The organism is Vreelandella venusta (genome assembly GCF_015689495.1).
Lineage (GTDB): Bacteria > Pseudomonadota > Gammaproteobacteria > Pseudomonadales > Halomonadaceae > Vreelandella > Vreelandella venusta.
In genome coordinates, this window is sequence record NZ_CP065135.1 from 685,183 (window position 1) to 699,543 (window position 14,361).

Genomic DNA, 14,361 nt, shown 5'->3' on the forward strand with positions numbered 1-14,361 from the left:
GTTTAGCATGAGTCGATAGCATGCCCGAGAGGGCTCTGTTAGAATTGCCCGCCAAAGCAGTCCTGCCACTGCCTCCGTTCTTTAACATCACTGTGACAAGGCCCGATCATGAATCCTATGGTCCAATTTACGCTGCGCGCTGCGCGTGGCGCTGTTGAACACTTTTTACGTGTTCGTGAACGTATTGAAAATGCTCACGATGAATTTAACCTCGACCGCTTGCTAGAAGACACCGCTCGCAAAGCAGAGGCCACCATTGTTCAACAGCTGCAGCGTGGGTATCCCCTGCACGGCTTCAGTGGTCGCTATACGCCCCATAAAGCGGGTGAAGGCGAAGGCGCTGATATCGTCTGGAAAATTGAACCAATGCACGGCTATTCCAATTTAGCAGTGGCAGGTAAGGGCTTTGCTCTCTCAGTGGTGTGTCTCGTTAAAGATCGCCCCGAACACGCGGTAATTATCTGTCCGTTTTCTGACGATGAGTATATCGCCAGCCGTGGTCGCGGTGCCCAGCACAACGATAAACGCATGCGTGTTAGTAAGCCTACTGCCATTAGCGGTACGCGGATAGCGATGAGCCTGCCCGAAACCTGGCTGCGCCCCAGCCATTTGCCAGCTTACCTGACTATTACTCAGCAGTTAGCCCCCCAAGTAGACGCCATGTTGGCATCTGGTAGCGGCCTGCTGGATATTTGTGAGCTTGCCTGTGGGCGTGTGGACAGCGTCTTTGTTCTGGGACTTGAAGAGCAAGATATGCAGGTGGGAACGCTATTGCTGAAAGAAGCCGGTGCATTGATGGGTACGCCTGACGGCAAGCCGACGGTGGCCGCTGAAGGTCAACTGATGGCTGCTGGGCCGCGTCTGTACAAGGCGCTCATCAAGCAGTTGGCGCCACACTTCTGATCGAGCCTTGCTGCGTTTGATACGAACAACGCTCTGCCGAGACCCGGGTAGGGCGTTGTCGTAGAAAACTGGTTAGGCGTCAGCCTGCGGTTCGTCACGGGTGGTTTTGAAGCGGGCTCGGTAGGCGGTGGGAGTTAGCGTGTAGCGCCGGGAAAACACCTTGCGCATGCGCTCGCTGGAGCTGAACCCCGTGCGCCAGGCGATGCTTTTCATCGGCAGCTCGGTGTCGAGTAGCAGCGCCTTGGCCCTTTCGCAGCGAGCGTTCTCCAGCCAGGTGGTAGGGGTCATGCCGAGTTCCGCCATGAAGGTGCGACTGAAATGGCGTGGGCTCATCCCCGCTTTGTTGGCCATGTCGGCCAGCGTGAGCGGCTGGTCGAGCCGCTCACCGATCCAGTGCTGCAGCGCGCGCATGCTGGGAGAGCCGGTCATTTGGCTGGTCAGGGCCGCGCTGAACTGCGATTGACCGCCGGGACGCTTGAGATACACCACGAGGTCCCTGGCCACGTCCAGCGCGAGGTCACGGCCGAGATCCTGCTCGACAAAGGCAAGCGCTAGATCGATGGCGGCGGTGACTCCCGCCGAGGTCCAGAAGTGGCCGTCCTGCACGAAAATGGCATCGGCATCCACCTTTAGGGTGGGGTAGCGCGCTTGAAGCAGCGGTGCAAAGCGCCAGTGGGTGGCCGTCTGACGTTGGTCGAGCAACCCCGCCTCGGCGAGGAAGAACGAGCCTGTGCACAGCGCGGCAAAACGCTGGGCATCGCCGCTGCGCTGCCGACACCAGGCGACCAGGGAGCGCTCATGCTCCAGCGCGCGTTCGATATTGACTGCACCGACCACCACCACCGTCTCTAGCGCTTCCGTTTCGGGCAGCGTGCCTTCGGCCTCCAGGCAGATATGGATGTCCGAGGCCACTGGACCTGGCCGTGGCGCGACCAGCGATACGTGGTAATGAAACGTCTCACCGCGGGCAGCGAGGCGCTCGTTGGCGTAGCTGAAGACGCTCAGCGCGCCGGCCGCCTCCATGAATTTGAACCCCGGATAAACGATCAGGTGTACGCGGTGGACGTTGTCGCTCGCCACGTCTAAACACTCGTTTGTCTCGCTGTTTTTCATACGGCCTCCCAATATCTCCTCCCAATATCTCCTCCCAATACCTCCTCCCAATACCTCCTCCCAATACCACCTCATGCCTTCCCAGCTGGACGTTCGATGGCTCGATCCAGGGGTACGTTGTCCTGATTCGGCCGATACTCAGTCAACGACTTTTTTAGTGATGTTATATCATATCTATCACGTTCACCCGAGGAGAGACGAGATGAAAACACGTGCAGCGATTGCCTGGGAGCCCAACCGCCCACTGGAGATCGAAGAGATCGATTTGGAGGGGCCCAAGCAGGGCGAAGTGCTGGTGCGCATTGTCACCACTAGCCTCTGCCACACCGATATGTTCACGCTGTCGGGCCGCGATCCGGAAGGGCTGTTTCCTGCCGTACTGGGCCACGAAGGGGTAGGCATCGTTGAAGAAGTCGGCCGCGGTGTCACCTCGGTGAAGCCCGGGGATCATGTGATTCCGCTGTACACCCCGGAGGACCCCAACTGCCCCTATATCCAGTCGGGCAAGACCAACCTGTGCCAGACCATTCGCGAAACCCAAGGCCGTGGCGTCATGCCGGACGGCACCTCGCGCTTCTCCTATAAAGGGAAGATGATCCATCACTACATGGGAACCAGCACCTTTAGCGAGTATACGGTACTGCCCGAGATTGCCGTGGCCAAAATTGCCAAAGAGGCGCCTCTGGCCAAGGCGAGCGTCATGGGGTGCGCTGTGCCGACCGGTATGGGCGCCGTGCGCAATACCGCCAAGGTGACGCCGGGGGCGACGGTGGCGGTGTTCGGTTTGGGAGCGGTGGGCATGGCGGTGATCCAGGGTGCCAAGATGGTGGGCGCCGGACGTATCATCGGCATCGACACCAATCCCAACAAGTTTGCCCTGGCGCGGGACATGGGGGTGACGGAGTGTGTTAACCCCGCGGATTTCAATCAGCCCATCCAGGAAGTGATCGTCGAGATGACCAACGGCGGAGTGGATTTCTCCTTCGAGTGCATCGGCAACGTCAACGTCATGCGTGCTGCGCTCGAGTGCTGTCACAAAGGGTGGGGGGAGTGTACGGTGATCGGTGTAGCCGGTGCCGGGGAGGAGATTGCAACGCGTCCCTTCCAGCTGGTCACCGGGCGCGTGTGGCGGGGGTCAGCGTTCGGTGGCGTGTTGGGACGTAGCCAGTTGCCGGGCATGGTCGATGAGTGGTTGCGGGGAGATTTCGATGTCGATCCTTACATCACGCACAACATGACCCACGATCAGATCAACACGGCCTTCGACCTGCTCCATGCGGGTGAGTCGATCCGTTCGGTGATTCACTTCCAGCCCAAGGAGACCATGCAACCTAGTGGCTTGGCGGGCAAAATCGTACCTATTAGCTAGGCGCGTAAAATGATGAAAGAAAAGGCCCTGCCGGGTGACCGGCAGGGCCTTTTCGTTGGCGGCAACCCCGCGATTAGGGCAGCTCTTCTTCCTCTTCATCCGTCTCTTTCTTGGTGGGAATAAGGTCTTCCCGTGAAAGCTTGAGCGGAATCAGTAACGCACCTGAGATATAAATTGATGAGAACGTACCCACCACGATGCCAATTAACAGCGCAATAGCGAAGTTCTCGATCATGTCGCCGCCTAATAGCAGCAGCGCCAGCAACACCAGTACCGTAGTACCAGAAGTGGCGAGCGTGCGGGACAGGGTGGCATTGATCGCTTCGTTGAAGATTTGCGGCATATCATCAATACGCGATGTTCGAATAGTCTCGCGAATACGGTCATAAACAACGATCGTATCGTTTAGCGAGTAGCCGATAACGGCCAAAATCGCTGCCAGAACCGTTAGATCGAACTCAAGCTTGAACAGCGCGAAGACGCCTACAACAATGATGACATCGTGCAGCAAGGCTAGCAGGGCACCAATAGCGAACTTGTATTGAAAGCGAAAGGCAACGTAAAGCATCACCACGCCTAATGCCACTAGAAGGCCTAAGCCGCTTTGGTCGCGAAGTTGGTCGCCTACCTGCGCACCGACAAACTCGGCCCGCACAAGATTAACGCTATCGCCATTGGCACGTAGCAGACTGACAACATCGTTACCGACATCCGCATCGAACGCTTGCTGAATGCGGATAAGTATTTCTGTTGATGCGCCAAATGTTTGCACCGACACGTCTTGGAAACCACTGTCTTCGAGCAATTGGCGAATCGCGTCTAAGGAAGGGACTGCGCCGTAGCGCACTTCCACCAGGGTGCCGCCGGTGAAGTCCAGTCCGAGATTTAGCTGCTGAAAAATAATCGCGCCAATCGAGATGATTAGCATCAAGGCAGAGACGATAAACGCAAGGTTGCGCCGCCCCATAAAGTCGATTCGCAGTTGTGATAGGGGTTTCATTACCACCTCTTAAATTCTGGGCTAAGCACGTGGTTCAGATCCATGCTTTTCAAATCTATGCCATTGAGATCCATGTGTTTAAATCCACAGCTTTTTGACGGGTTTGCCGCCGTAGGTCAGGTTGACCATGGCGCGCGTTACCAGTAGTGCCGTGAACATGGATGTCAAAATGCCAATGGAGAGCGTAACGGCAAACCCTTTCACTGGGCCGGTGCCGATCGAGAACAGAATCACCGCTACCAGCAGCGTGGTGATGTTGGCATCCACGATAGAGGTGAAAGCGCGCTCGTAGCCCGCATAGATTGCTTGCTGAATTGACATGCCGTTGCGCAATTCTTCGCGTATGCGCTCGAATATCAGCACGTTGGCATCAACTGCCATGCCTAGCGTCAGCACAATCCCGGCGATGCCTGGTAGTGTTAACGTAGCGCCTAGCATCGACATAACCGCGACGAGCAGCGTTAGGTTTAGCGCTAGGGCAATGTTGGCAAATACCCCGAACACTTTGTAGCGCACCAGCATAAACAGCACGACCAGTAATAGGCCGATTTGTACCGACAGCAGGCCACGCTCAATGTTTTCGGCACCTAAGCTTGGCCCAATAGTGCGTTCTTGGACAAAGTAGATAGGAGCGGCCAGTGAACCAGAGCGGAGCAGAAGGGCAAGCTCAGCAGCTTCCGTTGGTGAGTCTAAACCGGTAATGCGGAAGCTATTGCCCAGAGCACTTTGGATGGTGGCAAGGCTGATTAAGCCGCGTTCGACGTAGGGCTCTCGAATAATCGTTTCTTCGCCCGTTTCAGGGTCGATTTCTACGCGATCTTCGCTTTTATGTTCAATGAACAATACCGCCATATTGCGACCGATGTTGGTTCGCGTGGCGCGGTTCATTAACGTGCCGCCGGTGCCGTCCAAGTTAATGTTGACCTGGGGGCGACCATTTTCATCAAAGCTATTGCTGGCACTGGATACGCTATCACCGGTAATGATGACATCGCGCATCAGCTCTGCCGAGCGTGTTGGGTCGTTACGGAACTCTAGACGTTCGGTTTCCGTGTCAGGCGTATCGTTGCGAGCTTCCAGGCGAAACTCTAGGTTTGCCGTTGCACCCACAATACGCTTTGCAGCCACGGTATCTTGAACGCCGGGCAGTTCAACCACGATTTGACTAGGACCTTGGCGTTGAACCATCGGCTCAGCGACGCCCAGCTCGTTAACGCGGTTACGCAGCGTGGTTAAGTTTTGATTGATCGCATAGTCCTGAATCTCGTTAACCGTTTGGTCGCTGAGCGTCATGACTAGGTTGGAAGCACGACCATCGCCTTCATTGCTGTACTCAAAATTAGGGAAGTCGCGGCTAATCAAGCGCCGAGCAGTATCGCGGTCTTCAGCGCTACCAAAGCTGATTGACAGCGAACGCTCGTCGATGGTGGTGTTGCGATAGCGAATGCGCTCTCCGCGTAGCAGTTCACGCATGGCGCTGGCATTCACTTCCAAGCGCTGGGTAAGGGCGGCATCCATGTCTACTTCGAGTAAGAAGTGCACGCCTCCACGTAAATCGAGGCCCAGTGTCATGGGAGATGCGGAAAAGGCTTGCAGCCAACCAGGGGTGGCGTCAGCGAGGTTGAGTGCGACAGTCGCGTCACTACCCAATACATCTGCGGCAATATCGCGGGCGTCTAGCTGATCATCATCACTCTGAAGGCGAATCAACCATTGGCCATTCGTTTCTTCAATGGCCTTAATGCTGATATCGCTATCAATGAGCGCTTCTTCAACGCGGGATATTTGCCGTTCATCCAGCGAATCGCCCTGGGCATCGCTAACCTGGATGGCGGGATCTGCGGGGAATAAATTGGGAAGCGAATAGATAAGGCCAACCACCAGGACGACCAGTATCAGCAGATACTTCCACAGGGGGTAACGGTTGAGCATGCAAGCCCTGCCTTCAATTACAAACGGAATTGCTGTGCACGGACAGACCGCGCACAGCAAAGTTCACCATCGTGGCTACCATGTCACCCCTGCCGGGGTGGCTGGCACTGGGTCGGCAGGGGGGAGATGCAGGCGTTAGATGGACTTAATAGTGCCTTTAGGCAGTACGGCAGCAACGGCATTTTTCTGCACGTTAACTTCGGTGCCTTCAGAAACTTCCAGCGTTAGGAACTCATCACTAACTTTGGTAACACGACCAACAAGACCGCCACCGATGACGACCTCATCGCCTTTGGCCAAGCCAGTTACCAGCTGTTTGTGCTGCTTAGCGCGCTTTGCCTGGGGGCGCCACAGCAGGAAGTAAAAAATCAGCACAAAACCAACCAGCATGACAATTTGCGCGATGCCACCGCCGGCAGCGGCTTCTTGGGCATGGGCTGGTGAGATGAAGAAATCCAGCATTGCAGAGAACTCCTGGGTTAGAAAACTCAATGGGTGAACCGATTAAACCACCCGCCAATGGCGGATGGCGATTAATTCGCTAGGGGAGGCACTGGCAGGCCGCGCTGGGCATAAAAGCCTTCCACAAAGGTCGTCAATGTACCCGCTTCGATTGCCGCGCGCAAATCAGCCATTACCCGCTGATAGTAGCGTAAGTTATGGATGGTATTGAGCATGGAGCCGAGCATTTCGTTACAACGATCCAGGTGGTGCAAGTAGCCTCGTGAGAAATTTTTGCAGGTATAGCAGTCACACTCAGCATCAAGCGGTTGGGTATCAAAGCGGTGCTTAGCGTTACGGATCTTGACCGTACCCTCGGAGGTGAACAGGTGGCCGTTGCGCGCATTACGAGTAGGCATTACGCAATCGAACATGTCGACGCCGCGACGCACACCCTCTACCAAGTCTTCTGGTTTGCCAACGCCCATCAGGTAGCGCGGGGTGTCGTCAGGCATCCACGTCGGTAGATAATCGAGTACCTTGATCATCTCTTCTTTGGGTTCGCCTACCGACAAGCCACCAATGGCTAAGCCATCAAAGCCAATCTCAAGTAGCCCTTTTAATGAGCGTTCGCGAAGTTCAGGGTGCATGCCGCCTTGAATAATGCCGAACAGCGCCGAAGGCGAATCACCATGAGCCTCGCGTGAGCGTTTCGCCCAGCGTAGCGAAAGCTCCATGGATTTTTCGGCTTCTTCAAAAGTGGCTGGGTACGGCGTGCACTCGTCGAAAATCATCACTACGTCAGAGCCCAACGAGCGCTGCACGGCCATGGATTCTTCTGGCCCCATAAATACCTTGCTGCCATCGACCGGTGAGCGGAAGTGAACGCCTTGCTCGGTAATTTTGCGCATTTCGCCTAAGGAAAAAACCTGAAAACCGCCGGAATCGGTCAGGATAGGTTTGTCCCATTGGGCAAAATCATGCAAGTCGCCATGGGCTTCAATCACGTCGGTGCCTGGGCGCAGCCATAGGTGAAAGGTGTTGCCGAGAATGATTTCTGCGCCAATCTCTTTCACGGAGTCAGGTGTCATGCCCTTCACCGTGCCGTAGGTGCCCACCGGCATAAAGGCCGGGGTTTCGACGGTACCGCGGGGGAAGTGCAAGCGCCCCCGGCGTGCACGGCCATCGTCGGCTAGGCGCTCAAAGCGCATAAAACATTCGTTTCGCATCTAAATAACTCGTCAATAATCGGTTAAGGCGCTGGACGTATCGTGTTTAGCGGGTCAGCAGCATGGCATCGCCATAACTAAAGAACGCGTAGCGCTCGTCAACTGCCGTGCGGTATGCCCGCATCATGTGGTCATAGCCGGCAAATGCAGAGACCAGCATCAGCAGGGTCGACTCGGGCAGGTGGAAATTAGTTATCAGAGCATCTACACAGCGCCATTCGTAGCCAGGGTAGATAAAGATATCGGTGTCGCCGCTGTAGGGGGCAATCTGGCCGTCGCTACTTTTCAGGCAAGCGCTTTCTAAGCAGCGCACGCTGGTAGTGCCGACGGCAATGATCCGTTTCCCCGCAGCCTGAGTGTCACGCACTTGTTGACAGGCGGTCTCAGACACCTCAATCCACTCGCTATGCATATGGTGTTCAAGGATGTTGTCGACGCGCACTGGCTGAAAGGTGCCAGCGCCGACGTGCAAGGTCACAAAGGCACTGTTAACGCCTTTCTCGGCCAGGGCATCCAACAACGGTTGATCAAAGTGAAGCCCCGCGGTAGGCGCTGCTACTGCACCGTCGCGGCGGGCATACACCGTTTGATAGCGTTCCCGATCACTCAGCTCATCGTCACGGGTGATATAGGGCGGCAGTGGCATATGGCCATGCTTTTCAAGCAGCGTAATCATTGGCGTGTCGCCTAAAAAGCGCAGCTCAAACAGTGCATCGCGGCGGCCTTCAACCACCGCATGAATGTCGCCTTCAAAGATCAGCTCGGTGCCAGGCTTAGGTGATTTACTCGAACGGATATGTGCCAAACCGCGGTGGCTATCCAGCGGGCGCTCCAGCAGCATTTCTACTTTACCGCCGCTAGCCTTGTGACCGTGCAAGCGTGCTGGAATGACGCGCGTATCATTGAATACCAGCAAGTCGCCGGGTTCGAGTAGTTCAAGTAAATCAGCAAACTGGCGATGCTCAAGCGCGCCGCTTTGGCCATCCACGCATAGCAAACGGCAGTCGCTGCGCTGCTCAGAAGGGTAGCGAGCAATTAGCTCGTCGGGTAGCTCGAAATGAAAATCCGCGCGCTGCATGGAAATGGCTCTTATCAGTGGTCAAACAGGCGGCATAGGATAGCGCTTTAGATAGATAAAGTCAGTCAATGTGATTGACCTGTGAGGTTATCTACGTATAATGCGCAGCCATTGCCGGTGTGGCGGAATTGGTAGACGCAGCGGATTCAAAATCCGCCGCCTTTACGGGTGTGCCAGTTCGAGTCTGGCCACCGGCACCAAATTCAAGGGCTTAGCGATTTATCGCTAAGCCCTTTTTTTGTGGTGCGCCAAGCTTGCTACACCATCAAAAGATACCCCACTTGGTTAGTCTGGGTATTTTTCTTTGCAGCATTAAAAATATCTTCGATATGGCGATGCTGGATAAGAGAGAGTTAATCCAATTGGCTCGCCAACACCGATAAGGTATTAGGCGCAAGAAGTTGTGAAAGAACTTCAGGCTCGGTTGCGCCTGGTGCGTACCATAAGTAGAGAGGTACCCCTGAACGGCCGTGCTGCTCCAAGAAAGTGGTAATGGCGGGGTCTCCATTAGTCCAATCGCCCTTCATTGTGATCACTTCCGCCTGTTCGAATGCTTGCTGCGTGCGGGGTGTGTTGATGGCCCGCTGTTCGTTGATCTTGCAAGTGACGCACCAGTCTGCCGAGAAGTAGACCAAAATGGCGTGACCTTGTTGGCGAAGTTCGGTCAATCGGTTCGCATTGAAGTCGAGTGAGCGTGTGTCGGCTGAACTTGGGAGCGGATTGGGGTCTACCGCTTGCGGGATAAAGGCGCCAGGAACGAGCACGCTTCCAGTCAGCGCCAGCCCGGCAGCGAGTCCTGCCGGTAGCCAGCTTAACCGCTTGGCGCTTCGTTGACGTAGTCCGGTGAACCAAAGCCCTATCGCCAGCAACATGATCAGAGCGAGGCTCGCAATCATGCCGTTGTTGCTGAGCTGGCGGCCAAGCACCCAAGCCAAGGCTAAAGCGGTTAGGAACATGGGGATGGCCATGATATGCCGGAAGTTGGCAAGCCAAGGACCAGGGCGGGGAAGTAGGCGGCGCAGTACCGGCACGAAACCAAGCAGCAAAAATGGCAGGGCAATGCCCAGGCCCAAACCAGCGAATACTGTCAGTGCGGCAAACGTGGGGAGCACCAAGGCTGCGCCAAGAGCCGTGGCCATAAAGGGACCGGAGCAAGGCGTTGCGACGAAGGCGGCCAGTACGCCTGTCCAGAAGGCACCGGCTACACCGTCCTGGCTTGCTAGTTTGCCACCGGCATTGATGGATCCCAGCTCAAAAAGGCCGGCCAGATTAAAACCGATGGCCGCGGTCAACAGGGTCAGCACCAGGATGACTCGCGGGTCTTGCAGTTGGAAGGCCCAGCCAACCTGAGTACCCACTGCACGTAAAGCGATAATCGTCGCGCCAAGTATTAAGCAAACGATAACCACGCCAGCGGTGTAGGCTAACGCCTCGCGCCGGGCTTCGCGTTGACCTCCGGTTAAACGCGCAAGGCTAAGCACCTTGAGGCTGAGGATCGGGAAAACGCAGGGCATGATATTGAGCAGAACACCGCCCAATAGGGCGCCGAAGAATGCTGTCAGCAGCAGAGTAGGGCTGCCTTGTTCACCGGTGGTACTGGCGTTGGTGGTACTAGCGATGGTGGTACTACTGTAGGTGGAGGCACTCTGATATCCGTTGGTGCTCGCCGTTGGCGCCTCAGTGCTATGGCTAACCAGTGTTAAGCCGGTCCCGGTACCCAGTGACAGCAGCGCCTCGAACGCAGCGGGCGGGCTGTTTGCCGACCAGGAGTTAGCCCGCTGAGTTTCAACAATCAAGACATCGCCTTCACGGCTGAAGATTTGTTCAGCCGCGGGATCCACGATGTTATCGGTGTCGACAAATAAGTGTGGATCATTCAGCGTTACGCTAGCGGGCAAGGGGATGCTGACTCGTAGCCGCGCATCGTTGATCGTCACAAAGCTGGCTTGCGAGCCCAGTGGCCTGGGTAACTCACGCCGCCACTCATCGAAGCGCGCTTTGCGCTCTTGCGTAATACGGCCATCGCCTGCGGTGAGGGTAATGGCTAGCGTCGATTGTTCGGGAACGCAGGCATCCGCACGGCAAGCGAGATAGTTCAAACCGACGGTGATTGGCAGAGGCGTTCCCGGCGCGACCGAACCATCTATCTCAACGGGGATTAGTAGCGCGTAAGGATGCTCAAAGACATGATTCATCAAGTCGCCGGTCATCAGCGTATGTGGCACTGGAAAGCTGGCATCGCCCACGCTGACACCATCCGGTAATTGCCAGTCGAACTGCGGTGCTAGGCCAATGCTGCCCGGCTGTTTCCAATACCCATGCCAACCTGATTGCGGCTCCATGAAAACGGCTAACGTGCTGGAGGTGCCGGCTGCGGGTTGGTTCGTTTCCGCTATCAAGCTGCTTTTGATGAGTATCTCGCCCGAAGTGCCGGGAAACTCTTGAGCAGCCCCGATCTGGGGGAGCAGCATTAACGCCAGATAAAAGAGGACACAATAGCGGTAAATGGATCGGGGCATTGGTTATCAGCCCGCTTGAGACGGGCTGCTCCATTGAAAAGTATATCGCGCCGTGGCTGGCGCGAAATGGCAGTAGGTTATTGGCTGATGCGTTCGATGGCTTCGGCGAGTTCGGTATCTTGTGGCCCAAGCTTGTCGGCTACCTTGCCATCGGCATCAATAAGCACAACGGTTGGTATCTGTTGAATGCCGAAGCGGCGGTGTATGTCACCATCGGCATCAAGTAGCACGGGAAACGCTGTCTCGGTGGTATCTAAATAGCTTTCGACATCGGACTCTTTGGTCCAAAGTCCAGAAATAATGCCTACCCATTGAGTCTCCGAGTCTTTACTCAATTGGTTGACGGTTTCGCGAACGCGGCGACAAGCAGAGGCGGTGGCCGGCTGGCTCTCGGCAAGGTAGGACTCACACCATGAAGCAAAGAACACCATGCCTAGGGGCTTATCTGTCGCTGTGCGGGACAGGTCGATGGCGTCGCCGTCACGCGTGGTGATATTCATCTGGCTAACCGTCTCGCCTACCGCTAGCGCATTGGCGTCGATACCCTCGGCTGGGGCGTCGTGAGTGGCTGTTGATGAGTCGGGCTCAGTGGGTGTTAGTGCTGCTTGTAATGCCTCTTTTAGGGCTTGATCGTCACGATAGCCAATGTGAGTGATGTGACCACTGCGATCAATCACGACATGCTGCGGGGTAACGCGCAGGTTAAGGGCTTCAGCCAGCGTGCCGTCATCTACCGTGATAGGCATCGTCAGGCCCATTTCTTCGCGATACGCACGCGCAGATGCTGCGCTGTCTGCGTAGCCGGTGTTAACGGCGATGACCTGAATGTCGTCACCATGTGTTTCCTGGATGGCCTGAAAGCCTGGCATCTGCTGGCGGCAGGGTACGCACCAGGTTGCCCAAAACTTTATATATACCGGTTTGACGCCATACAGGGTGCTGAGATCGATGGTGTCACCCTCCAGCGTGGTAATGCTTAACTCGGGGCCGGGTTGACCAATCAGCGACTCGCCAGCCGCTTTGGCGCGCTGTTCGCCATCGGCGTCGGCATCATAGGCCTGGTCAGATTCCGATTGTTCAGATTCCTGTTGTTCAGTGGTCTCGGTCGCTAGTGAAGGGCCAACATAGCCGAGCAACATAGCGAGCAGTATCGCCGTTGAAAGCCTGGTGCTGTTTATTCGCATAGGGGAGATCCTCTGGGTAAATGGTTCGGGCCTTGCGCAATCGCTTTGGGCTAGCTCAAAGAACGAGAACAAGGTTTCAGACCGATAAAAGTAGTGTGGAGCGTGAGCAGGATTGTGAATGGCATCATGGTCTAAAAAAAGAACCAAGAATGACTGGTTTTTATGTACCATTACGTTATGAACAAACTTCGCTTTTCGCTTGATCGCCAGGGCAAGCAGTCTCTTTCCGAACAAATACGCTTCAGCATTGCGGATGCTATTCGGCAAGGGCATTTGTATGAGGGCGCGCGGCTGCCTTCATGGCGTGATCTTGGCGCGCAGCTGGGTGTTTCGCGGGGCACCATAAAAACGGCTTATGACCGGCTCAGCGACGACCAGCTAGTTGTTTCCAAGGGGGCTGCAGGTACCTTCGTTAGCTCCGTGCTACCCGCAGTGCCAGAGATGGCCGCGGTGGCCTCTCGCCTGCCACTGCCTGACCTGTATCAGGATCTGGATAGTGTTCCCAAGCTTTTTCAAGTAGGCGTGCCAGCTCAGGACGCATTTCCCTTTAAGCAGTGGTCGCGCATCATGCTGCGCTGTACGCGAAAGGCAGTGGCTGAGTCGCTGCGTTATCCAGATCCTCGGGGCGAGTCTCAGCTGCGCAAGGAAATTGCTGCCTATCTAGCGGTATCTCGGGGACTACTCTGCTCTGCCGAGCAGATCATTATCACCAATGGCTATGCGGGCGCGCTGGGTTTGGCATTGCACTTGCTACGCCTGGATTCACGGCGGGTGTGGGTTGAGAACCCTGGCTATCCGCTAACTCGGCATGCCTTGTCACTGGCAGGATATACATCAGTTCCCGTTCCGGTGGATGATCAGGGAATATGTGTGGAGCAAGGCATAGCGCTGGCCGCGGATGCTCGCTTAGCGGTTGTAACGCCAAGCCAGCAAGCCCCCTTGGGGATGCAGTTGTCGCTGAATCGGCGCCAAGCACTACTGATATGGGCTCGAGAAAATGCGGGTTGGATCATCGAAGATGATTATCTAAGCGAACTGCAGCTAAGCGGACAAGCAACACCGGCGCTGGCCTCGCTGGATCGTGAAGGAAGGGTGATTCACATCGGCACTTTCAGTAAGACCATCAGCCCACGCTTGCGGCTCGGTTTTATGGTCGTACCGGCCAAGCTGTCAGAGCGCGCTGGCGATACGGCTGCCGCCTTATCACCCGCGTCTGGACTGCCGAGCCAGCTAGCCGTGGCGGAGTTTCTGCGCGATGGTCATTACTTGCGTCATATTCGGCGTATGAAACGCTTGTATAGACAGCGACGAGATGGGCTGCTGGCACTCATGAATGGATCGGTCTCACTGAGCGATATGGCAGGTCTGTCACTGATGCTCGCCTTGGAGGAGGGCATGGACGACGTTGCTATTGCCGAGGCTGCCCAGGCTTTTAACTTGGCCCCGATGCCGCTGTCTCCCTGGTATGCCACCCAAGCTGGGGCGCGAAAAGGGTTACTGCTAGGCGTAACCAATCTATCCAGCCCTGCCTGCGAAGAAGGCTATCAGCAGTTGGCAGCGCTTATTGATCGACATCACCGATAGTGGCTGGGC

11 protein-coding genes and 1 tRNA gene are annotated in these 14,361 nt (G+C 55.9%); 4 read left to right on the top strand and 8 right to left on the bottom strand.

Annotation, left to right across the window (positions count from 1 at the left end; all coding sequences use genetic code 11):
• Nucleotides 1–108 precede the first annotated feature (108 nt).
• Complete coding sequence (locus tag IR195_RS03335) at nt 109–903, top strand: inositol monophosphatase family protein (protein WP_089039136.1); 795 nt, start codon at nt 109–111, stop codon at nt 901–903.
• Between the two features lie 72 nt (nt 904–975).
• On the opposite strand, the gene IR195_RS03340 is transcribed toward IR195_RS03335, so the two are convergent.
• Nucleotides 976–2,016: a GlxA family transcriptional regulator gene (locus IR195_RS03340; RefSeq protein ID WP_206048741.1), complete on the bottom strand. Its 1,041-nt coding sequence runs from the start codon at nt 2,014–2,016 to the stop codon at nt 976–978.
• 202 nt (nt 2,017–2,218) lie between these two features.
• On the opposite strand from IR195_RS03340, the gene IR195_RS03345 reads away from it, so the two are divergent.
• Nucleotides 2,219–3,385: an S-(hydroxymethyl)glutathione dehydrogenase/class III alcohol dehydrogenase gene (locus IR195_RS03345; RefSeq protein ID WP_125745635.1), complete on the top strand. Its 1,167-nt coding sequence runs from the start codon at nt 2,219–2,221 to the stop codon at nt 3,383–3,385.
• Between the two features lie 73 nt (nt 3,386–3,458).
• On the opposite strand, the gene secF is transcribed toward IR195_RS03345, so the two are convergent.
• The 5 genes from secF to queA all read right to left on the bottom strand — a co-directional run bounded on the left by secF (nt 3,459) and on the right by queA (nt 9,065).
• A complete protein-coding gene (gene secF, locus IR195_RS03350; protein ID WP_125745637.1) occupies nt 3,459–4,385 on the bottom strand; it encodes a protein translocase subunit SecF in 927 nt (308 codons plus the stop codon).
• Between the two features lie 78 nt (nt 4,386–4,463).
• Entirely contained in the window at nt 4,464–6,317 is a 1,854-nt protein-coding gene (secD, locus tag IR195_RS03355; RefSeq protein ID WP_146944738.1) for a protein translocase subunit SecD, read from the bottom strand.
• 135 nt (nt 6,318–6,452) lie between these two features.
• On the bottom strand, nt 6,453–6,779 hold the full coding sequence (gene yajC / locus IR195_RS03360; RefSeq protein WP_038481485.1) for a preprotein translocase subunit YajC: 327 nt from the start codon (nt 6,777–6,779) through the stop codon (nt 6,453–6,455).
• A gap of 71 nt (nt 6,780–6,850) precedes the next feature.
• A complete protein-coding gene (tgt, locus tag IR195_RS03365; protein WP_125753431.1) occupies nt 6,851–7,969 on the bottom strand; it encodes a tRNA guanosine(34) transglycosylase Tgt in 1,119 nt (372 codons plus the stop codon).
• Nucleotides 7,970–8,033: 64 nt separating this feature from the next.
• Entirely contained in the window at nt 8,034–9,065 is a 1,032-nt protein-coding gene (queA, locus tag IR195_RS03370; RefSeq protein ID WP_206048742.1) for a tRNA preQ1(34) S-adenosylmethionine ribosyltransferase-isomerase QueA, read from the bottom strand.
• 113 nt (nt 9,066–9,178) lie between these two features.
• Here queA and IR195_RS03375 point away from each other — a divergent pair.
• Nucleotides 9,179–9,265, top strand: a tRNA-Leu gene (locus tag IR195_RS03375).
• A gap of 153 nt (nt 9,266–9,418) precedes the next feature.
• Here IR195_RS03375 and IR195_RS03380 read toward each other — a convergent pair.
• Together IR195_RS03380 and IR195_RS03385 are read right to left on the bottom strand one after the other, a co-directional pair.
• On the bottom strand, nt 9,419–11,584 hold the full coding sequence (locus IR195_RS03380; protein ID WP_206048743.1) for a protein-disulfide reductase DsbD family protein: 2,166 nt from the start codon (nt 11,582–11,584) through the stop codon (nt 9,419–9,421).
• A 77-nt stretch (nt 11,585–11,661) separates the two neighbouring features.
• Nucleotides 11,662–12,768 carry a TlpA family protein disulfide reductase gene (locus tag IR195_RS03385; RefSeq protein WP_206048744.1) on the bottom strand — a complete coding sequence of 369 codons (1,107 nt, stop codon included), beginning with the start codon at nt 12,766–12,768 and terminating at the stop codon, nt 11,662–11,664.
• A gap of 162 nt (nt 12,769–12,930) precedes the next feature.
• Between IR195_RS03385 and pdxR the strand changes: the two genes are divergently transcribed.
• Nucleotides 12,931–14,352: a MocR-like pyridoxine biosynthesis transcription factor PdxR gene (pdxR, locus tag IR195_RS03390; RefSeq protein ID WP_206048745.1), complete on the top strand. Its 1,422-nt coding sequence runs from the start codon at nt 12,931–12,933 to the stop codon at nt 14,350–14,352.
• The last annotated feature ends 9 nt before the right edge of the window (nt 14,353–14,361 follow it).